The following is a 21,386-nucleotide window of genomic DNA, read 5'->3' as shown; positions in this document are numbered from 1 at the left end:
TATCCCGACAGATGGGAGCCCCTACCGAGAAATTGCGACGGGACTCACAATCGAATCGTGACTACAGCAACCTTGACCACCACAGAAATCGCCACCGGCGCTGTCTCGCGCTTGCGCGGCACCGCGGATTTGGTGAGCGCGCGCTTCTCCCCGTCGTGGTTCACCCCGGTGATGGGTACGTCGATCATCGCGGTAGCGCTTATGACACTACCGCTCGGCAACACGGTGACTCGGGCGATCGCGGCCCTTGTGTGGGTGCTGGGAGCGGCCGTCATGGTTGCCGCGACCACGGCCTGGGTCCTCCAGGCAGTACGCCACCCGCACATTGCGGCGAGCCACCACTTAGACCCTGTGCGTGCGCACTCGTACGGTGCACCCGCCATGGGAATCATGTCGGTGGGAGCCGGAGCCTATCTCGCGGGCGGGCAGTTCCTTCCCGAGCACGTCGCGCTCGGCATCTTTGGCACGCTATGGGTGGTGGGTACCGTCATAGGCCTCCTTTCCGCCACTGTCATCCCCTACGTCATGTTCACCCGTCACACCTTCGAATCCGATGGCGCCTTTGGCGGCTGGCTCATGCCTGTAGTTGCCCCCATGGTGTCGGCGTCCACAGGGGCATTGCTCATCGACCACATCGGCGAGGGCCAAGCAAGACTCAACTTCACCCTGGCGCTCTTCGCGATGTTTGGGGCCAGTCTGATCGCTTCGATCATCCTCACGACGCAAGTGTGGAGTCGAATGATGCACAGGTCGGTGCCGGCCGCGGCGAGCGTTCCCACCGCGTGGATAGTGCTGGGCTTCCTCGGCCAGTCCACGACCGCGACAAACCTGCTGGCCGACCACACGGGAACGGTGGTGGGGCCGGCCGCGGCCGCGATCGCGCCCAAGCTCGCCGTGGCCTACGGCGTGCCCGTCATGGGGTTCGCGATGATGTGGTTGGTCATCGTGGTCCTCCTCACGCGCCACGCACTACGCCGCGGGATGCCGTTCACCATGTCGTGGTGGTCCTTCACTTTCCCCGTGGGCACTTGCGTCACCGGCGCCTCAGGGTTGGCCGCTCACACCGGCTCAACTGCACTGGCAGGGCTTGCCGTCGCACTGTTTGCCCTGCTGGTCACCGGCTGGGCCGGGACCGCTCGCCGCACCTTCTCCAGGGCAAAGGGCCACGTCGCCAATGCGTGGGCTAGCGCGTGAGTTCGGCGTTCATCCGCGCAACCCACCCGGGACCGTTGTAGACAAAGCCCGTGTAAGTCTGCAGCAGGTTTGCACCTGCCGCGCGCAGCGCGCGAGCGTCCTCGATGGAATCGATTCCGCCAACTCCGATGATGGTCATGTGTGCGCCTACACGAGCCCGAAGGCGTGACACAACTTCAAGCGCTCGCGCATGTACCGGGGGGCCCGACAGCCCGCCGGGGCCGCGATCATGCGCAATTGTCGTGTTGGTAGCGACGATGCCGTCTAACCCCAATTCCCCAGCAAGGTCCGCGACTGCATCTACGTCCTCGTCGGCCAGGTCCGGAGCGATCTTCACCAGCAGCGGTACTCGCTTTCCCCCATCGTCCATCGCGGCCTGCACTGCAACCAGGATGGGGTGCAACGCCTCAGTGGACTGCAGATCGCGCAGGCCCGGGGTGTTCGGCGAACTCACGTTCACCACCATGTAGTCGGCGTACGGCGAGAGAACCCGAGCCGAGTACGCGTAGTCGGCCGCGGCATCGGCCGCTGGAGTGGCTTTGGTCTTGCCAATGTTGACACCCATGATGACCTTGGCGCCCTCGGGCGAGGCCCGCATGACGGACAGCCGCTCTGCCACGGCATCGGCGCCATCGTTGTTGAAGCCCATCTGATTGCGCAGGCCCCGCACGTCAAGCTCACGCCACGAGCGCGGCTTGGGGTTTCCCGGCTGTGCACGGGCGGTCACGGTGCCTATCTCGACAAAGCCGAACCCGGCAGCCGCAAGACCGCGGACCGATTCGCCGTTCTTATCCATTCCCGCGGCCAGACCCAGCGGCGCTGGGAACGTGATTCCCATCACGGTGACGGCACCCTTAGGGTCCGGCTGGTCTAGCACCCCCATGGCACGTGCGGCGCGAAACCCCACGTATCCGTAGTGGAACGCGTTGACCCCGAGGCGGTGAGCGCTCTCGGCGTCGAACTTGGAAACGACGTTGCGATATAGAGACGAGTACACGCCTCCAACCTAGCGGGGGTTAGGCTCGTTTCATGACCTCAATACACGCAACAAGCGACAATCTATCGACGCTCACCGCGGACGCCCTCATCCTGGGTGTCACCGCGGACGGAGCAATCTCCCCTCACGGCCAACTTGATGATGACGCCCTCGCAACCCTCTCCGAGCTCGCGGGCAAGCTAGGCGCCTCAGGCAAAGTGGGATCGACCACAGTGCTTCCCGGCCTGGGTCTCGCGGCCAAGCGCGTGGTGCTCGTGGGCCTGGGGGATGGCACGCCCACCGACCTGCGCCTCGCCGCCGGAAGCGCCGCACGCGAATGCGGCAAGGAACCTTCGACCGTTGTCATTGCGGTCGAGGCCGACGACGACGGCATCGCAGCCTTTGCCGTGGGCGCGTTGCTCGGCGCTTACCGCTTCACGGATTACAAGTCCGATGCGGTGATCGACGACGACGCCACGGATGAGACCTCCGGCACGGCCTGGCTGGTGGCTGGCGCGGACTCGGACACCCTCAAGCGCGCAAGCATCATTGCGGGCGCAGTCGCTGGCACACGCGACCTCGTCAACACTCCCCCGCTTGACCTCTTCCCCGGCTCCTTCGCGGAGATCGCGGAGGGCTATGCCGGCGCGATGGGCGTCGAAGCCACCGTGTTCGACGTGCAGCAGCTCGCCGAGCAGGGTTTCAACGGCATCCTCGCCGTGGGCATGGGCTCCGCCCGCCTACCGCGCCTGGTGCGCCTCGAGTGGAAGCCAGAGGGCGCGAAGCAGACCGTCGCTCTCGTGGGCAAGGGCATCACGTTCGATTCTGGCGGAATCTCACTCAAGCCACCGAAGTCGATGGAGACCATGAAGTCTGACATGGCCGGCGCTGCCGCTGTCATGCATACGGTGCTCGGCGCCGCGCAGGCGAACCTGCAGATTGGGGTCGTCGGTTGGCTGTGCCTCGCAGAGAACATGCCGTCCGCCACCGCTCAGCGCCCGTCCGACGTCATCCGCATGTACGGCGGCAAGACTGTGGAGGTACTTAACACCGACGCAGAGGGTCGCCTGGTGCTGGCCGACGGTCTGGTGCGAGCCATTGAGGAAAGCCCCGACGTGGTGCTCGACATCGCGACGCTGACGGGTGCGCAGGGTGTTGCGCTCGGAACGCAGACGTCCGGCGTCATGGGCGTGGACGAGATCCGTGCCGAGGTGGTCGCTGCCGCCGATGCCGTGTCCGAGCCTATGTGGCCCATGCCTCTTCCGCAGCACCTTCTCAAGCAGCTGGAATCCAAGGTCGCGGACCTGCAGAACATCGCGGGCCCCGCAGGAGGCATGCTGTCCGCAGGCGTGTTCCTTCAGCAGTTTGTGGGCGACGCCAAGTGGGCACACCTGGACATTGCGCGACCCGCGTACAACGAGTCCTCCCCGCACGGCTTTACGCCATCAGGTGGTACAGGAGCGGGAGTGCGCACATTGCTGCAGTTCCTGGAGAACCGCGCGAACGCCTAATTTTTCAGACAACAACGCCCGCCCCGGCCGATGCTGGGGCGGGCGTTTGTGCGTCCGTGCGGCCTGCGCCGGCAGGCCAGTTGGGCTACAGACCCTTGCGGTGCGTCTCGTTCCACTCACGCATGCGCGAGGGATAACCCGACAAGTTGACGTCGAACGCGGGAACGCCGAGCTGCGTGGCGAGCTTGCGGGCCGCGACGGGATCCGGAACTTTGCGCCGCGTCCACTCGCCCGTATCCGCCACGACCACCATGGTGGTTTGCGTGACGCGAGTAGGCGGCTCAATAAACGCCTCACACCCGGGGTGACCGGCAATAAACGTCTTGAGGTGCGTGACGGTGGCCGCCTGTGCCTCTTTGGAACCGGTTCCGGTCGCCTGCGACGACGACTTCGACCTTGACTTACGCGAGAAGATGCCCATGTGCCCAGGTTAGTCACGCTTTGCGGTTCACGTGTGCCGCGAGGAGTGGCAAGATGGGTAGGACCGACTTCCTTACAAGGAGATTTTCACTGTGACCGAGTCAACCCCACGCTCGTTTGATGTCCTTATCCTCGGCGCCGGAAGCGGCGGCTATGCCGCTGCTCTGCGCGCTGCCCAGCTCGGCCTGACCGTCGGCCTCGTTGAAGAGTCCAAGGTGGGGGGCACATGTCTGCACAACGGCTGCATCCCCACTAAGGCGCTGTTGCATGCCGCGGAGCTGGCGGACAACGCCCGCGAGGGCTCCAAGTTTGGCGTCAACACCACGCTCGACAGCATCGACATGACGGCAGTCAACGCGTACAAGCAGGGCGTCATCGACCGCCTCTACAAAGGCCTCACTGGGCTCGTGAAGAGTCGCGACGTTCACGTCATTGAGGGACACGGCACGCTGGTGGGCCCCGACACCGTCGAGGTGCGCGGCGAGCGCTACACCGGCAAGAACATCGTCCTCGCGTCAGGCTCGTACGCTCGCTCGCTACCTGGCCTTGAGATTGGCGGTCGCGTCATGACCTCCGACCAGGCACTCGAACTTGACGTGGTGCCGCAGTCAGCCATTGTGCTGGGTGGCGGCGTCATCGGCGTCGAGTTCGCCTCCGTGTGGAAGTCCTTCGGGGCTGACGTCAGCATCGTTGAGGGTCTGCCGCACCTGGTGCCGAACGAGGACGAATCCCTGTCCAAGGCGCTTGAGCGTCAGTTCCGCAAGCGCAAGATCAACTTCAAGGTTGGCGTCAAGTTCCAGGGCGTCGAGCAGAACGACGACGGGGTGAAGGTCACTCTCGAGGACGGCACCGTTCTCGAGGCCGAGATCCTGTTGGTCGCCGTTGGCCGCGGACCCCGCACTGCCAACCTCGGATACGAGGATCAGGGCCTGCGCCTCGACCGCGGCTTTGTCCTTACCGACGAGCGCTTGCACACCGGTGTCGCGAACATCTACGCAGTCGGTGACATCGTTCCCGGCCTTCAGCTCGCGCACCGTGGCTTTGCGCAGGGCATCTTTGTCGCCGAGCAAATCGCGGGTCTCAACCCTCAGCCGATCATCGAGGCGAACATCCCCCGTGTCACCTACTGCGACCCCGAGGTTGCCTCCGTGGGACTCACCGAGGCCAAGGCCGCGGAGATCCACGGCGCAGACAACATTGAGGCACTCGAGACCAACCTGGGCGGCAACGGCAAGAGCCAGATCCTCGCCACCCAGGGCTTCGTTAAGTTGGTTCGCGTGAAGGACGGCCCCGTGGTCGGTATTCACATGATCGGCGCACGAATGGGCGAGCAGATCGGCGAGGCTCAGCTCATCGTGAGTTGGGACGCGCACCCCGAAGACGTGGCACCCCTGCTACACGCCCACCCCACCCAGAACGAGTCGCTCGGGGAGGCGCACTTGGCGCTCGCCGGTAAGCCACTGCACCAACACGACTGATTTCGGAGACAATGAGCAATATGAGCAACGACGTCACGCTTCCTGCCCTCGGCGAATCCGTAACCGAGGGAACCGTTACCCGCTGGCTGAAGAATGTCGGCGACACCGTCGAGGTCGATGAGCCTCTTCTCGAGGTCTCGACCGACAAGGTCGACACCGAGATCCCCTCGCCCTTCGCGGGCACCCTGACCGAGATCCTCATCCAGGAGGACGAGGATGCCGAGGTCGGCGCTGTGTTGGCGCGCATCGGCGAGGCAGGCGAATCCGCTGGCGGCGACGATGCTCCAGCTGAGGAGTCGGCCTCCGCCGAGTCCGCTCCCGCCGAGTCCGCTCCCGCCGAGTCTGCTCCTGCCGAGTCCGCTCCCGCGGCTGATGCCGGCGCCTCTGCGGCCGAGCCTGCACCAGCGGAGGAAACTCCTGCCGAGCCCGAGCCCGAGCCTGAAGAGAAGTCCGCTCCGGCCGAAACCGCTGCTCCCGCAGCGGGCGGCCAGGACGTGACGCTCCCCGCCCTGGGTGAATCCGTCACCGAAGGCACCGTCACGCGCTGGCTGAAGAGCGTTGGAGACTCCGTCGAGGTGGACGAGCCTCTTCTCGAGGTCTCGACCGACAAGGTCGACACCGAGATCCCCTCGCCTTTCGCCGGCACGCTGACCGAGATCCTTGTCCAGGAGGACGAGGACGCAGAGGTTGGCGCGGTTCTGGCACGCATCGGCGACGGCAGTGCTGCCCCCGCAGCACCAGCCGCCGAGGAGCCCGCACCTGCAGAGCCCAAGGCTGAGGAGACTGAGCCCGAGGCGCCCGCCGCTGGCACCGCCTCGGCCCCTGCAGAGCAGAAGGCAGCCCCCGAGCCGCAGTCTGCACCGGAACCTGAGGCAGCACCCGCACAGGCCGCACCAGCACCCGCTCCCGCGGCGACCGACGCAGTCTCGTCGAACGGCAGTGGCTACGTCACGCCGATCGTGCGCAAGCTCGCCGCAGAACGCGGCGTCGATCTTGCGGGGCTCACCGGCACCGGCGTGGGCGGACGCATCCGCAAGGAGGACGTCCTCGAGGCAGCATCCAAGCCTGCGGCCCCTGCTGTTGCGCCCGCATCAACTGACTCCTCCGCGGCCACGGCTGCCCCGGCAGCATCTAGCGAGTCCGTCGGTTCCGGCGAGCTCGTCGAGTCGGACCTGCGCGGCACCACGGTGAAGATGTCACGAATCCGCAAGATCACCTCGGAAAAGATGATGGAGTCGCTGCACGGCATGGCGCAGCTCACCTCCGTGGTCGAGGTGGACTGCTCCAAGATCTGGGCTCTCCGCGCCAAGGCTAAGGACGGATTCCAGGAGCGCGAGGGCGTCAAGCTGACATTCCTGCCATTCTTCACCAAGGCCGTCGCCGAGGCGCTTGCGGAGCACGCGTTCCTGAACGCCTCCGTCGATGGCACCAACATCGTCTACCACGACAGCGTGAACCTCTCGCTGGCCGTGGACACAGAGAAGGGACTCATGCTGCCGACAATGCGCGGCGCCGAGCACCTCACTGTGGGCGAGCACGCGAAGGCCATTGCTGACCTCGCAGAGAAGGCCCGCACTGGCGGGCTCAGTTCGGACGAGATCTCGGGTGGCACGTTCGCGGTGACCAACACCGGTTCAGGTGGCACGATGTTCGACACCCCGATCGTCCCCGCTCCTCAGGTGGGAATCCTTGCGACCTGCGCGATTGTCAAGAAGCCAGTGGTAGTCCGTGGACCCAACGGCGAGGACGTCATCTCGATCCGCCCCATGTGCTACCTCCCGCTCAGCTACGACCACCGCATTGTGGACGGCGCGGACGCAGCGAAGTTCCTGCAGAGCGTCAAGAAGCGTCTTGAGGAAGGCGCCTTCGAGTCCGAAGTCGGGCTGTAACCAACACACCATGCGAGTCGTCATCTCGGGGGCCTCTGGCCTGATCGGTACCGCTTTGACGAAGTCACTGCGCGCCGACGACCACGAGGTGATTGCGCTCGTGCGCCGCTCGCCGCAGGGCCCATTCGAATCAGAGTGGGACCCTGCGGGCGGCGTGATCAACCAAGACGTCGTGCAGTCCGCTGATGCCGTGGTCAACTTCGCGGGCGCCTCCATCGGAGCCAAACGACTGACGAGTAGCCACAAGCGCCTCGTCAAGCAGTCCCGTGTGGATTCCACAGATCTCATTGCCCGGGCCTACGCGCCGCGCACCGACGGCGTGCTGCTGTCCGGCTCGGCCATGGGTTTCTACGGCGCACGGGGCAACGAGGAGCTCAGCGAGCGGTCCGCCCCCGGAGACACATTCCTGTCGGACATTGTGCTCGCCTGGGAAGCTGCCGCGGCGCCGGCTGTGGAGGCCGGGGTTCGCACCGTGTTCACCCGCAGTGGCCTGGTACTCGCCCCCCACGGCGGCTTTGCCGCCCGTCTCCTTCCGCTAGTCAAGCGAGGAATTTTGGGAGGTCTTGGTGGTGCAAACCCGTGGCACGCGTGGATCACCCTCCACGACGAGGTACGAGCACTGCGCTACCTGATCGAGTCCGACCACGCCGGGCCGGCAAACATCATCGCGCCCTCGCCAGTACGCGATCAGGACCTGATGGACGCGCTCAGTGCCGCTGTCGGCAAGAAGGCTGGCCTCGTGGTGCCGGCGTGGATGCTCGAGATCGCCATCGGTCCTGCCATCGATGATCTGCTCAGCTCTCAGAATGCCACCCCAGGCGTACTTACGCGGCTTGGCTTCACATGGGATCACGCCACCATCGAGGAGGCCGCGACCTGGGTCATGACTGAGGCAGGGCTCGCGCCACCATCCATGTAGGGCCGTCGTGTCGAAGTTCCAAGTGAGCTACTTCCTTGTGGGCCTCGACCCTGGTGATCTCCTCCGCTCCCGTAGTAGGGTCGCGCCGCCACACCGAATGCGCCGACACCACATAGGTGACCGTGACCCACGTTGAACCGTCCGCACCCTCAGCCAGCGGCTCGACCTCCACCACCGACGCGCTCACCCCATCGAACCGCAGATCGCCCGCGGCGAGCGCATTCGCCTGCGCCTGTAGTTGAGCCGAAACTTCCGTGTCGGGAACGCCCGTCGCGACGAGGCCGGCGCCATCACCGTTCGCCAACGCATTGAAGCGCGCGTTAGTGAGACTTCGTGCCGCATCCGCTGCGGACACAGCGTCGCCCGGCACCGCGTTTGCCGTCGATTCGGGCGGGGGCGAGGCGGTGCCGTCACTTCCTCGGGAATCGTGCACCTGGCTAGTGTCACTGCTCGCAACGGCACTATCAGTTCGAGGGATCACGTAGGCGGCGGTAGCAACCATGGCAAGCGCCGCGACTCCAGTGATCACGACTCGCAGCCCTAGTCGCCTCATTCGCCACGGGCGAGAGCTTCGCAGCACCGTTGTTCGCTCACGAGGCTCATGCGCGTACGCACGGAGATCGCCCGCCACTCCCCATTCACCCAGCTGAATCGGCACGGCCGTCGCACAGCGCCCCAGTCCGGCCTCAACGCCGCGCGCTGTGGGACGTGCAGTCGGATTCGCATCCAACAGTGGATCCAACCAGCCCATGAAGCTCTGTCGCATGGCGGGATCAACGCACGCGGAGAGCACTGCTCCTACCGAGTAGACATCTCCCTGACTCGAGGCCCCCGCGTGTCGCTCAGGGGAGCGGAATCCATCCGTGCCCCGCTCGGTAGGCAGGGCACCACCGACCGTATCGACCACCACAATGCCGAGACGCGTCACCATCACGTTCGCGGGCGAAATATCACCATGGGCGATTCCTCCTTGGTGTAGTGCGGTCAACGCGCCACAGAGCTGCACACCCAGGTACACGCACTCCCCTAGCGACAAGTAGCCGCGTCTCGCCAGCAGCGCCTCAAGATTGACGCCCTCGACGCTCGGCATGGTCGCGACCACCATGCCGTCCTTGCGCGTCGTCACTCTCTCTGGTGCACATACGCGAGAATCCGCGATCAGTCGCAGCGTGGCAGCCCGGTCCCGAGCCGCCGCGAAGGTGTCGGCTCCCTCCCCCACGACCCGGTCGACCGTTCGCGCTGCGGAGCCACTCGAGGAGTGAACGGTGGTGCGGGCGCGCCAGCTATCACCGGCATCGGCATCGGAGGCGCTACCCGCGCGGAACCATTTCACTCCTCCACTGTGACAACTCCTGTGGAGTGGGGGCAGTTATCCACAGGAAGAACTGCCCCGTGTCGAGGATTAGTCCTTAATCGAACGCTGCCACGGCCACCACGACGCGCGTCCGATATCGGAAACCAGACCCGGTACCAACAGCGAACGCACGATCAGCGTGTCGATCAACACACCCAGACCCACGATCACGGCGATCTGTGCGAGGAAGATCAATGGGATAACGCCAAGGGCCGCGAATGTCGAGGCAAGCACCACGCCCGCTGAGGTGATGACGCCACCAGTGACGGCCAGCGCCCGCCGGACTCCCTCTCGAGTGCCGTGCTTGAGGCTCTCCTCCCGGGCGCGGGACATGAGGAAGATTGAGTAGTCCACACCCAACGCAACGAGGAACACGAATCCGAGCAGCGGCGTCGCCGGGTCCATCCCCGGGAAGCCAAAGACGGTATTGAAAAGTACTGACGACAGTCCGAGTGCGGCTGCGAACGACAGAATGTTCGCGAGCACAATGAGCAGCGGCGTCAGGATTGCACGCAACAGGATCACGAGAACAACAAAGATGACTAGCAGAATCACCGGGATGATGACCGTGATGTCGCGGTCGGTCGTGAGCTTGGTGTCGAGATTCTCTGCCGCCTCGCCGCCCACGAGGGCCTCGTCGGAGATGGGGTGCACGGCATCGCGTACTGCCTGAACCGTGTCGGTCGCCTCGGCCGATGCGGAAGCCACCTCAGTGACGGCGTCAATCTCCACCATGCCGTCAACCACGATGGGGGGCTCATCACCACCCATGGGCGGAGCACCCTGGGCCACGGATTCTGTCAGCGGGTACGCGGCGGTGACGCCATCAACTTCCTGAACGGCCTGAAGTGCCGCAGCGGCGTCGGTCTCTGGGACAAACACGCGGATGGGGGAACTCTGACCTGCGTCAAAGTGAGCCTCGAGCACGTCGAATCCCGTCGTGGACTCGACCTCACCCGTGAAGACGTCGCTCGTTCCAAGGCCGTCGGCCTTGAGCCCAAACAGACCCGCGGACATGATCAGGAGCACGGCGCCGGCGCCAATCCACGTGCGTCGGGGACGGGCGTCCACGGCGTGAGAGACCCGACCCCACACTCCAGCGCGCTTCTCGACCGCCTCGATGGAGTCCTCGTCCGCGGAACTATCACCGGTGTAGACGGGACGCTTGGGCCAGAAGACGCCTCGTGCGTGCTTTCCGCCAATAAGCAGCAAGGCGGGCAGCAACGTCAAAGCGGCCACAAACGCCGCGACGATGCCGATGGCGCCCGCCGGACCCAACGAGGCGTTCGACTTGAGGTCTGACAACAGCAACACCAACAGACCCAACACAACAGTTCCGGCCGATGCGGCGATGGGCGCGAGCGAGCGCCGCCACGCCACACTCATCGCCTCGTACGGCGACTCATGACGCTGCAGTTCCTCGCGGTAGCGCGCCACGAGCAACAACGCGTAGTCCGTGGTGGCCCCTACGACCAGGATGAACATGATGCCTTGACTCTGACCGTTGAGGGTGATGACATCGGCGTTCGCCATCGCATAGACAGCGATGATGGCCGCGGTGAGGGCGATCATGGCCGTGATCAACACAGCGAAAGGCAACACAGGGCTGCGATACACAATCAGCAGAATGATGAGGACCACGGCGAGTGCGACCAGTAGCAGGATTCCGTCGATGCCCGCGAAGGCCGCCACGAGGTCGGCAGTGAGCCCCACTGGTCCGGTGAGGTATCCATTGAGGTCGAGATCCTGTTCGGCCCACACGTCGCGCACCGTGGACGCGAACGCCTCGCCCAGAGTCTCCTCCCCGATGTTTTCCGAGAACTTTTGGGCATCAAGGTTGAAGGCAACCAGCACGGCCTCACCGTCTTCCGACGGAATCGCCGTGGGCGGCGCCACGAGGATGTCGTTCACCGTTCGTCCCTCGGGGTCACCCTCGATGGGCACCTCCCCCGCCTCCTTGGCGAACGCCTCAACGTCAGTGAAATCTGAGTCGCTGGTGATCCCGTCGACCACGAAAAGCCCCGGGATCGTGTCCGCGGGCACGAACTCCTGATGCAAAGCCGCCGCCTCGGTGGACTCGGCGCTGGCAGGAAGGAACGCGGCAGCATCGTTCTCCTGTACGGAGCCGAGCTTGCCGAACGTGGAGCCACCCACGCCGCTAATTGCGAGCCAGGCCACGATCATCAGCACAATCGCTACTGGGCGCCACCAGGTCTTCTTTGTCGAGGTCATGGCATAAGTAACGCATGAAAATCCAACTCATTCCGACGCGTTAGCCTGAACCTATGGAAATCCTGGAACTCGGGCTAGGCGAGCGCCTAGTCGAGTATCACGAGGCGTGGGATCTACAACGAGAAATCCACGCCGAGGTGGTCGCCGGCACGCGGCCGGACACCCTCATCCTGGTCGAGCATCAGAGCGTTTATACGGCAGGTAGGCGCACCGCCTCGTGGGATCGCCCTACTGACGACATCCCTGTGGTGGACGTGGACCGCGGGGGCAAGATCACCTGGCACGGCCCGGGTCAACTGGTCGGCTACCCCATCATCAAACTCAGCGAACCAGTGGACGTAGTGAAATACGTCCGGGCGCTTGAACAGGCAACCATCGACCTGTGCAGCTCCTACGGTCTCGAGACCCTTCGTGTCGAGGACCGCTCGGGCGTGTGGCTTCCCGCCACAGACGCCGAGCGTGAGCGCAAGGTGTGCGCTATCGGCGTGCGTGTGGCCAAAGGCGTCACGATGCACGGCTTCGCGCTCAACTGCAACCCAGACTTGGGCGAGTTCGGAAGCATCGTCCCCTGCGGCATTGGCGACGCGGGGGTCACCTCGCTGTCCGCCGAACTCGGCCGGAACGTCAGCATCGGGGAAATAACCGGCGCTGCGACTCGATGCCTGGAAACCGCACTCGCCGACGTACGCTTGACCACTAGTGTTTCTAACCAGGCGCACACCGGCGCCGCCGCCAACGCGACCCCCACAAAGGAGACCGTGTGACTATCGCACCCGAGGGACGCAAGATGTTGCGCGTCGAGGCCCGTAACGCCGAGACGCCCATTGAGCGCAAGCCCGAATGGATCCGCACTAAGGCCACCATGGGCCCGGAGTACAACGAGCTCAAGTCGCTCGTCAAGTCCGGCGGCCTGCACACGGTGTGCGAGGAGGCCGGTTGCCCCAACATCTTTGAGTGCTGGGAAGACAGGGAGGCGACGTTCCTCATCGGCGGTGCCCAGTGCACCCGTCGCTGTGACTTCTGTCAGATCGACACCGGTAAGCCCTCCGCGCTCGACCGCGGCGAGCCGCTCAAGGTCGCTCAGTCCGTCCAGCAGATGGGCCTCAAATACTCCACCGTGACCGGCGTCGCGCGTGACGACCTCGACGACGGCGGCGCGTGGCTCTATGCGGAGACCGTCCGCAAGATCCACGAACTGAACCCCGGCACAGGCGTCGAGCTCTTGATCCCCGACTTCAACGCGGTCCCCGAGCAGCTCGCCGAGGTCTTCTCCTCTCGCCCAGAGGTGCTCGCTCACAACGTGGAGACCGTGCCGCGCATTTTCAAGAGGATTCGCCCCGCGTTCCGCTACGAGCGCTCGCTGTCGGTCCTCACATCCGCGCAAGAAGACGGGTTCGTCACCAAGTCCAACCTGATTCTGGGCATGGGCGAGACCATGGACGAGGTGCTCCAGGCGCTGCAGGACTTGCACGACGCCGGCTGCGACCTCATCACCATCACGCAGTACCTACGACCCAGCCCCCGTCACCACCCCGTAGACCGGTGGGTCCGGCCCGAGGAGTTCGTGGATCTGTCCGACGCCGCTGAAGAGATTGGCTTCCTAGGCGTCATGTCCGGACCGCTCGTCCGCTCGTCGTACCGTGCCGGCCGACTTTGGGGTCAGGCGATGACAAGCAAGGGCCGACCGATTCCCGATGCCCTCGCTCACCTAGGCGAGCCGGTCGAGGCACGCCAGGAGGCGTCAGCACTGCTCAAGGCGCGCGCTTAGCACCCTCGCTTAAGCGACTAGACTGTGGGGCATTATGGCTAAGACTGAACCCGAGAAGAAGCCCCGCTGGTACAAACTGATCTGGCAGGCCTACAAGGTCACCGCACCGCACGACAAGTTCCTGCTCCCCATCATGATCGGGGAGTTCGTCGGAATCATCGGTATTGCGGTGGTTGTGGGAATCCTGATGGGATCCACCGCGGCGATCGTTTACACCTCCATCTTTGGCTTCCTCACCGCAGTGCTGGTGATGCTCTTCACGCTTACTAAGCGTTTTGAAAAGAATGCCTTTGCCCGCATGGAGGGTCAGATCGGCGGCTCGCTGTCGGTCGCACAGTCCATCCGCTCCGGCTGGAGCTTTGCCGACGACCCGGTGTCGATTGATCCCCGCGGCAAGTCCGTGGTCTTCCAGGGAATCGGCCGCGGTGGCGTGCTTTTGCTCGCAGAGGGTGGCAATGCCGCTAAGAAGCAGGTCGACGCCACGCGTCGCCGCGTCAGCAAACTCATTCCGGGCGTGCCGATCAACGCCATCTATGTGGGAACCGGAGAGGACCAGGTCCCCCTGAAGGATCTCTCAAAGAAGATTCGCAGGACCAAGAAGGTTCTGTCCAAGGGCGAACGCGACGCCGTGACGGCACGCCTGCGCGCCATTGGCGGCCAGAAGCTCGCCGTGCCAAAGGGCGTCGACCCGATGCGCGCTCGCCCCAACCGCAAGGGCACTCGCTAAAGACTTCGATCGCGGCTCAGTCGTTCAGTGGCCGGCTCTGCACGCACAGTGGTCATATGCAATCTGTAACGTGATCTCGTGATGGAGCCGGCAGCGGTTAGCGCGCTGTGCAACTACTCCCCTACCGCGGTAGAGCCAACACTTGAGTGCCTCACGCAAATTGATCGGTTGCCACGCCGAGCGGCGAGGACAAGGTGCCTACCTCGTGCGCACAAGCCGCGTGTGGGCGGCGCGATCGTGATAGCCGCGCCCCTCAGGGTCGGTGAACAGGGCAGGCACGATGAGCGCAAGCAGCACGGTGCGAATAGCGCCGCCCACAAGCCCGAGGGGTGACCTACCGTCCTCGCGCACCACCTTGATCCCCACGATGCGGTGACCAATGGTGGTGCCAAGGGTTGACACGAGCAGGAAGTGCTGGAGCGCCCATATCCCCAAGGTCGCGAACGAGTTGCCGACCAGCAGAACCCGCTCAAATGGACCTGCCGAAGCGACCGCATTTGCGCTAGCGAAAAATGCGGAGGAGATCACGAGGGACAAGGTCCAATCAATACAGATCCCCGCCAAGCGGCGGCCGATTCCAGGGCGCGCAGAGGCATCGGGCAAAGGCGTCTCGTCGGTAGTCACGCGCCCATCGTAGCCGGGAGACCAGCCCGTCTCCTTCGTCGCCTGCGGGCTTAGAACACGCTGCGATGGGGTTGCCAGTTAACATGCTCGAAACATTCCACGAACGCGGGTGAAACTGCCGCCCGTTAAGGTGGTACTTGCCACTCCAGGCTAGAGATTACTTTCAAGGAGCAAACGGATGTTTAACACCGCCGAAGAGGCCCTCGCCTACGTTAAGGACGAAGGAGTTGAGTACGTCGACATTCGCTTCTGCGACCTTCCGGGTTCGATGCACCACTTCAACATTCCCGCGCACCAGTTCACCGAAGACATCTTCGAAGACGGCGCGATGTTCGACGGATCGTCGATCCGCGGGTTCCAGGCCATCAACGAGTCCGACATGAAGTTGCTGCCGGACGTCGCGACCGCGTTCATTGACCCATTCCGCAAGGCCAAGACGCTGGTCATTAACTTCTCGATCGTGGACCCGTTCACGAACGAGCGTTACTCGCGTGACCCCCGCAACGTCGCCATGAAGGCCCAGGAGTACCTGAAGTCCACCGGAATCGGTGACACCGCCTTCTTCGCACCCGAGGCCGAGTTCTTCATCTTCGACTCCGTGCGATTCGACACCAACCAGCACGAGAGCTACTACCACATCGGTGCATCCTCCGGCTGGTGGAACACCGGTGCAGAGACCGATGCTGATGGCCTGCCCAACCGCGGCTACAAGACCCGCATCAAGGGTGGCTACTTCCCCGTCAGCCCCGGCGACCAGTTCGCTGACCTGCGTGACGAGATGTGCACCGTCCTCACCGAGGTGGGCCTCGACATGGAGCGCGCGCACCACGAGGTTGGCTCCGGCGGCCAGCAGGAGATCAACTACCGCTTCAATACGCTGCTGCACGCTGCTGACGACCTGATGAAGTTCAAGTACGTCGTCAAGAACGTCGCTTGGGCTGCGGGCAAGACAGTGACCTTCATGCCCAAGCCCATCTTCGGTGACAACGGCTCCGGCATGCACGTTCACCAGTCCATCTGGAACGACGGCGAGCCGCTGTTCTATGACGAGTCCGGCTACGGCGGACTGTCCGACATTGCCCGCTGGTACGTCGGTGGAATCCTCAAGCACGCGCCTTCGCTGCTTGCCTTCACCAACCCCACGGTCAACTCGTACCACCGCCTGGTGCCTGGCTACGAGGCTCCCGTCAACCTGGTGTACTCGGCACGTAACCGCTCCGCCGCAGTTCGAATCCCGATCACGGGTTCGAACGCCAAGGCCAAGCGCATCGAGTTCCGCGCACCCGACGCATCGAGCAACCCGTACCTCGCTTTCTCGGCGCTCCTCATGGCTGGTATCGATGGCATCAAGAACCGCATCGAGCCGCCCGCACCGGTGGACAAGGACCTGTACGAGCTGCCCCCCGAGGAGCACGCACAGATTCAGCAGGTTCCCGCCTCGCTTCCCGAGGTGCTCGACGAGCTCGAGAAGAACCACGACTACCTGCTCGAAGGCGGCGTCTTCACGGACGACCTCATCGCCGAATGGATCGACTACAAGCGCACCGCAGAGATCGACCCGCTGCGCTTCCGTCCGCACCCGCACGAGTTTGAGCTCTACTACGACTGCTAAGTCGTAACTGCTCATGAAAGCGGGGTCACCCTTGACGGGGTGGCCCCGCTTTTGCGTTCCCAGCCGACCGATGCTCGTATGCTTAGCGCATGGATGAATCAGCAAAGCAGACCGCCCAGGTGCTCCTCGACTTCTACGCTAACGCCGCACGTGCCGAGGGCCCGGACGACGAGGACAAGGCCTTCGACGATGCGTTCATTGGCCTCGAGGATGCCGGCGCGTTCACCGTCGAGGAAGACGAGGACGACGAGGTCGCCCTTGAGATCACCCCGCTACTGATCGGCACTACCGTCATCACGCAGTGGCTGATCGGCCAGCTTTCCGAGGCGACGGACTACACGGAAGAAGAGATTCTCTTCGACCTGCGCGCATTTCTCCGGCGCCTCGAGACCGAGTAGCTCCCTCGCCAGGATGCGAGCTAGCAGCTTGTCTTAGGTACCGCCGGCATAAGCCGCAGCGGCGGTCCTTTAGCGAGGCCAACAAAGCGGAATTCGCCACCTGACGTCCTGCTCGGTCGATCCGAGCGCTCTCATGGGCTCGGTGGGCGCGCTTGGACTGTTCAATACAACCGAAATGCCAACGAATGATGCATCCGCAATCGATTGCAATTCTCAACCGTGCTCGCCCCTGCATCTGCACACGAGGACGCGCGGTAATCACGCGCCCTGTGCCCGCCCTGAACCCAAGCTGCGGGTGCACCGCGGAAGCTCTCGGTTTGCGCTGAGGCCGCGCAAGCGTTTACATTTGAGCGGTGCCACGCAACATTTCCGTTGTGGCGCGTGTAACTCATCAGGCAGGGTGGCCCGAGCGCGGTAGCGTGAAGAGCAACCTTTTGTCTCATGCACCTATTGGAGAAGAATCCACGTGAACTCGCACGCTGAGACCCCCAGCACCGGCAACGAATGGTGGCGCACGGCCGTCATCTACCAGATCTACCCTCGCTCTTTTGCGGACGCGTCAGGCGACGGCGTGGGCGACCTGCGAGGAATCACCGAGCGGCTCGGCCACCTAGAAGCCCTGGGCGTGGACGCCATCTGGCTCTCCCCTTTCTACACATCGCCCCAGCGCGACGCGGGCTATGACGTCGCGGACTTCACCGACGTGGACCCGCTCTTCGGCAACCTCGCGGACTTCGATGCGATGGTGGCCGAAGCACACACGCGGGGACTGCGAGTCATCGTCGACATCGTTCCTAACCACACCTCGGACCAGCATGAATGGTTCCAGCGCGCGATCACCGCCGCCCCGGGCTCGCCCGAGCGAGACAGCTACATCTTCCGCCCCGGCCGCGGCCCGTCTGGCGAGGAGCCGCCCAATAACTGGGTTTCGGTCTTTGGTGGCCCAGCATGGACGCGTCTCGTGGAGGCCGACGGAAGTCCCGGTGAGTGGTACCTCCACCTCTTCGACACGTCACAGCCTGACCTCAACTGGGCTAACGATGCCGTCCTCGAGGGCTTCGACGACGTACTGCGCTTCTGGCTCGACCGAGGGGTCGATGGCTTCCGGGTAGACGTGGCCCACGGACTGATCAAAGCGGAGGGCCTGCCCGACTTCGTGGTCGATGAGACTGCCGGCTCCATGGGGAGTGAGGCACAAACTCCACCGTTCTGGGCCCAAGAGGGCGTGCACGACGTGTGGCGGCGCTGGCGCCGAGTACTCGACTCTTACGAGGGTGAGCGCATCCTGGCGGCAGAGGCCTGGGTCTACCCGCTTTCCAAGATGGCCCAGTGGGTGCGTTCAGACGAGATGCACCAGGCCTTCAACTTTGCTTACCTCGAGACGCCTTGGGAAGCCACGGCGATGCGCGAGATCATCGACCTCTCAATCAAGGAGTTCGCGGCCGTGGGCGCGCCAAGCACCTGGGTACTGTCGAACCACGACGTGGTCCGTCACGCGACCCGGCTGTCTCTCGGAGCAGAGAACCCGCAGGGTCATGGCTTAGGCCCTCGCAGCATCGGCCTTCCGGACCCAGCGCAGGGGCTGCGCCGCGCCCGCGCGGCAACGCTTCTCATGCTGGCACTACCCGGAAGTTCGTACATCTACCAAGGTGAAGAACTTGGTCTACCGGAGGCAATTGACGTCCCCGATGAGGCCCGCGAAGACCCCACCTTCTTCCGCACCAATGGCGAACGTTACGGCCGCGACGGTTGTCGGGTTCCCTTGCCCTGGAAAGCCGATGCTCCGGCGTACGGGTTCTCGACAACCGGTGAGGCATGGCTTCCGCAACCCGCGGACTGGCGTGCCCTTGCTCGTGATGCCCAGGCAGGAGTTCCTGACTCCACGCTCGAGATGTACACAAAGGCCCTGTCGTTGCGGCGAGAGTTTGCCACGGCGACAGCGACACTGGAGTGGCTAGAGGACGCCCCGGACGGCTGTATAGGCTTCCGCGTCGGCGATGTGAGCGTGCTCGCGAACATCAACGGGAAGCCGGTGTCGCTACCCACAGGCGAGGTGCTCGCCGCTTCCTCCCCCATCACCGATACGCTTCCGGCAGACACTACTGCGTGGGTGCGCACGTAACTTTCGCACTCGCTCGACACAGCTAAGGGGCGGTTATGACCAAGATCCAGAAGGTCGCGGAACTCGCGGGAGTCTCGACGGCAACTGTGTCGCGGGCGCTTGCCGGCAAGACATCGGTTTCCCCCGCTACTCGGGTTCGGGTAGAGGCCGCAGCTAAGCAACTTGGATATGTCGTCTCCGCAGCGGCATCCAGCCTGGCCTCGGGCCGCACCCGCAATGTGGGTGTTGTGACCCCCATCCTCACGAGTTGGTTTTACACCACCGTGTTGAAGGGTGCTCAGCGGGCTCTCGCAGACTCGGGATACGACCTCACGCTGTACTTGCTGGACACCAACCCCGGGAGCGACCTCCCCCACGCTTCGAATCCCCGACGGCGCCAACTCTTCGAGGACTTCCTTCAGCGCAAGCGTGTCGACGCGCTCCTGGCTATTAGCCTCGAACTTGAGCAAGAGGAACTCGACCACGTGCGCCGACTGGACAAGCCGGTGGTGGGCCTCGGCGGCCCTCTTCCTGGCGTGCCCACCTTGAGTGTGGACGACCGCGCGATTGCGCGCCTCGCGACCGATCACTTGATCGCGCTCGGACATACGCAGATTGCGCACATCGGAGGTAACCCCGACTTTGAACTGGACTTCCACCTGCCATCCAACCGACGCGACGGCTACGAGGACGCCCTAGTGGCGGCCGGCATCCCGACGGAGCCACTGATGGTGAGGTCCGCGGACTTCACCATCGCGGGAGGGTATGACGCGACCCTTCAGTTGCTGGGCGACCCACGCGTGCATCCCACAGCAGTCTTCGCGGCATCAGACGAGATGGCGATCGGCGCCATCCTCGCGGCGAGGGACCTTGGCAAGTCGGTTCCCGGCGACCTCTCGGTCATCGGCATCGATGGCCACGAGCTGGGAGGCTTCTTTGGCTTGACCACCATCGACCAGCATCCTGAGGCCCAGGGCCGTCGCGCGGTGGAAGTCCTACTGGCCGAAATCGAGTCCGGTTCCCCCACCCCAGAGCCAGACAACACGTATCTCCCCCACGACCTCGTAGTGCGCAAATCGACGTCCGCCCCCGCGCCGGTAGTGAGCGACTGAGATGACACCGCGGCCACAGCGCGCGGCACGCCCGCGCGTGGTCGTGGTGGGTCCCGCGACCTGGAATCACATCATCCTCCTTGACCACCTGCCGTACCCCTCGCCACACATGCAATTCGCCGCTAATCACTGGTGGACGGTTGGTGGCACCTCGGCCGGCAAGGCGCTCCACCTCGCAGATCTTGGAGTGGCTCAAACCCTCGTCGCAGCGTTGGGAAATGACCAAGGAGGCGATCATGTACGCGATGCCCTCGCCCGTGGCGGCGTCCACCTTGTCGAAATGCCTTCGGCAGACGTCACCGAGAGCCATGTCAATCTTATGAACGCAAGTGGCGAACGTGTGTCACTTTACGTCGACGCCCCACCCGCCGCGCATGAGGCTGGCCTCGACATCGCACGCCACGCCATACAGGGCGCAGCGGCCGTGGTGCTGGACCTCGCCAGCAGTGCCGCCGTTCTCGCTGCCGCCCCAGAAGGGATTGACGCCGAAGTATGGGTGGACCTTCACGACTGGGACGGTGTCAGCGATTTTCAGGTTCCGTTTCTCCACGCCGCCGACGTGGTGGTCGCGAGTCACGAACGGCTGGGCAGCATCGAAGATTTTCTATGGCGATGCATCGATAATGGCGCCAAACTCGCGATCGTGACTCGCGGTGCGGCTGGTGCAATTGGCATGGATGAGAACGGCGACATAGTGCGATGCGCGGCGCGGCCGGTCAAGGTCGTGGACACCAACGGTGCCGGCGACGCGTTCGTCGCTGGCGCGCTCGCCGCGAGACTCCTAGGTGACCCTCTTCTCGCCGTCCTAGAGGCAGGCTCTCGTCAGGCGGTTCGTGCCCTGTCGAGCCGCCACCTGTGCGCCTCAATCGACATGTAAGCGTACGATAAATCTCCTCTGCAACTCACTGGACTCGACTGGGAGCGGTCACAGCACTGTGTCCCTCAGCGCCACGCCCATCAGGGCAAATAGCGGGCACTTTACGCACGGATGACGGCATCCGTCGCACGTATACCGAACCGTGACCTTCCCGGGTTGCAAGTTTCGCGAACGTCGGGCTAATCTGTAAGCGC

General features: G+C 64.1%; 18 protein-coding genes. 13 read left to right on the top strand and 5 right to left on the bottom strand.

Features of this window, described 5'->3' with window-relative positions:
• The first annotated feature begins 57 nt into the window (after positions 1-57).
• Entirely contained in the window at positions 58-1,194 is a 1,137-nt protein-coding gene (locus AOP77_RS08480; RefSeq protein ID WP_152649835.1) for a TDT family transporter, read from the top strand.
• Here AOP77_RS08480 and AOP77_RS08475 read toward each other — a convergent pair.
• Positions 1,184-2,191: a quinone-dependent dihydroorotate dehydrogenase gene (locus AOP77_RS08475; protein WP_062212336.1), complete on the bottom strand. Its 1,008-nt coding sequence runs from the start codon at positions 2,189-2,191 to the stop codon at positions 1,184-1,186. The two genes, AOP77_RS08480 and AOP77_RS08475, sit on opposite strands and share 11 nt — an antisense overlap.
• Before the next feature lie 32 nt (positions 2,192-2,223).
• Between AOP77_RS08475 and AOP77_RS08470 the strand changes: the two genes are divergently transcribed.
• Entirely contained in the window at positions 2,224-3,681 is a 1,458-nt protein-coding gene (locus AOP77_RS08470; RefSeq protein ID WP_062212333.1) for a leucyl aminopeptidase, read from the top strand.
• Positions 3,682-3,766: 85 nt separating this feature from the next.
• Here AOP77_RS08470 and AOP77_RS08465 read toward each other — a convergent pair whose 3' ends face one another.
• Positions 3,767-4,102: a hypothetical protein gene (locus AOP77_RS08465; protein WP_062212330.1), complete on the bottom strand. Its 336-nt coding sequence runs from the start codon at positions 4,100-4,102 to the stop codon at positions 3,767-3,769.
• 91 nt (positions 4,103-4,193) lie between these two features.
• Between AOP77_RS08465 and lpdA the strand changes: the two genes are divergently transcribed.
• From lpdA to AOP77_RS08450, 3 genes are read left to right on the top strand one after another with little or no spacing between them, the layout of a single operon-like run.
• Positions 4,194-5,579: a dihydrolipoyl dehydrogenase gene (lpdA, locus tag AOP77_RS08460; protein WP_061965478.1), complete on the top strand. Its 1,386-nt coding sequence runs from the start codon at positions 4,194-4,196 to the stop codon at positions 5,577-5,579.
• A 20-nt stretch (positions 5,580-5,599) separates the two neighbouring features.
• Positions 5,600-7,468 (top strand): 2-oxoglutarate dehydrogenase, E2 component, dihydrolipoamide succinyltransferase, encoded by a 1,869-nt coding sequence (sucB, locus tag AOP77_RS08455; RefSeq protein ID WP_062212327.1) that lies wholly within the window; start codon positions 5,600-5,602, stop codon positions 7,466-7,468.
• Positions 7,469-7,478: 10 nt separating this feature from the next.
• Complete coding sequence (locus AOP77_RS08450; protein WP_062212324.1) at positions 7,479-8,387, top strand: TIGR01777 family oxidoreductase; 909 nt, start codon at positions 7,479-7,481, stop codon at positions 8,385-8,387.
• Here AOP77_RS08450 and AOP77_RS08445 read toward each other — a convergent pair.
• Positions 8,350-9,720 carry a protein kinase domain-containing protein gene (locus tag AOP77_RS08445; protein WP_062212321.1) on the bottom strand — a complete coding sequence of 457 codons (1,371 nt, stop codon included), beginning with the start codon at positions 9,718-9,720 and terminating at the stop codon, positions 8,350-8,352. The genes AOP77_RS08450 and AOP77_RS08445 overlap by 38 nt on opposite strands.
• A 69-nt stretch (positions 9,721-9,789) precedes the next feature.
• Positions 9,790-11,973, bottom strand: coding sequence for an MMPL family transporter (locus tag AOP77_RS08440; protein WP_062212318.1), 2,184 nt, complete (start codon positions 11,971-11,973; stop codon positions 9,790-9,792).
• A 53-nt stretch (positions 11,974-12,026) separates the two neighbouring features.
• On the opposite strand from AOP77_RS08440, the gene lipB reads away from it, so the two are divergent.
• Genes lipB through AOP77_RS08425 form a run of 3 tightly spaced genes read left to right on the top strand, consistent with a single transcriptional unit; the run spans position 12,027 to position 14,468 of the window.
• Positions 12,027-12,737: a lipoyl(octanoyl) transferase LipB gene (gene lipB / locus AOP77_RS08435; RefSeq protein ID WP_084622474.1), complete on the top strand. Its 711-nt coding sequence runs from the start codon at positions 12,027-12,029 to the stop codon at positions 12,735-12,737.
• Entirely contained in the window at positions 12,734-13,741 is a 1,008-nt protein-coding gene (lipA, locus tag AOP77_RS08430) for a lipoyl synthase (protein WP_062212315.1), read from the top strand. The genes lipB and lipA overlap by 4 nt, the downstream gene beginning before the upstream one ends.
• A 34-nt stretch (positions 13,742-13,775) precedes the next feature.
• Positions 13,776-14,468, top strand: coding sequence for a DUF4191 domain-containing protein (locus AOP77_RS08425; RefSeq protein WP_062212311.1), 693 nt, complete (start codon positions 13,776-13,778; stop codon positions 14,466-14,468).
• A gap of 198 nt (positions 14,469-14,666) precedes the next feature.
• On the opposite strand, the gene AOP77_RS08420 is transcribed toward AOP77_RS08425, so the two are convergent.
• The gene (locus tag AOP77_RS08420) at positions 14,667-15,092 is read right to left on the bottom strand and encodes an RDD family protein (RefSeq protein WP_062212291.1); all 426 of its coding nucleotides are present in this window, start codon (positions 15,090-15,092) and stop codon (positions 14,667-14,669) included.
• A 178-nt stretch (positions 15,093-15,270) separates the two neighbouring features.
• Here AOP77_RS08420 and glnA point away from each other — a divergent pair, with 178 nt between their 5' ends.
• The 5 genes from glnA (at position 15,271) to AOP77_RS08395 (ending at position 21,192) form a co-directional block, all read left to right on the top strand.
• Entirely contained in the window at positions 15,271-16,704 is a 1,434-nt protein-coding gene (gene glnA, locus AOP77_RS08415; protein WP_062212288.1) for a type I glutamate--ammonia ligase, read from the top strand.
• A gap of 89 nt (positions 16,705-16,793) precedes the next feature.
• Positions 16,794-17,102, top strand: a complete 309-nt coding sequence (locus tag AOP77_RS08410; protein WP_062212270.1) for a hypothetical protein — start codon at positions 16,794-16,796, stop codon at positions 17,100-17,102.
• 466 nt (positions 17,103-17,568) lie between these two features.
• Positions 17,569-19,224 (top strand): glycoside hydrolase family 13 protein, encoded by a 1,656-nt coding sequence (locus AOP77_RS08405; RefSeq protein WP_062212259.1) that lies wholly within the window; start codon positions 17,569-17,571, stop codon positions 19,222-19,224.
• A gap of 35 nt (positions 19,225-19,259) precedes the next feature.
• Complete coding sequence (locus AOP77_RS08400) at positions 19,260-20,315, top strand: LacI family DNA-binding transcriptional regulator (protein WP_062212256.1); 1,056 nt, start codon at positions 19,260-19,262, stop codon at positions 20,313-20,315.
• 1 nt (position 20,316) lies between these two features.
• Positions 20,317-21,192 (top strand): carbohydrate kinase family protein, encoded by an 876-nt coding sequence (locus AOP77_RS08395; protein ID WP_062212253.1) that lies wholly within the window; start codon positions 20,317-20,319, stop codon positions 21,190-21,192.
• The last annotated feature ends 194 nt before the right edge of the window (positions 21,193-21,386 follow it).

This window comes from Demequina oxidasica (assembly GCF_000975115.1).
Lineage (GTDB): Bacteria > Actinomycetota > Actinomycetes > Actinomycetales > Demequinaceae > Demequina > Demequina oxidasica.
The sequence above is the reverse complement of the archived record's forward strand: the minus strand, read 5'-3'. Positions and strand labels throughout refer to the sequence as shown.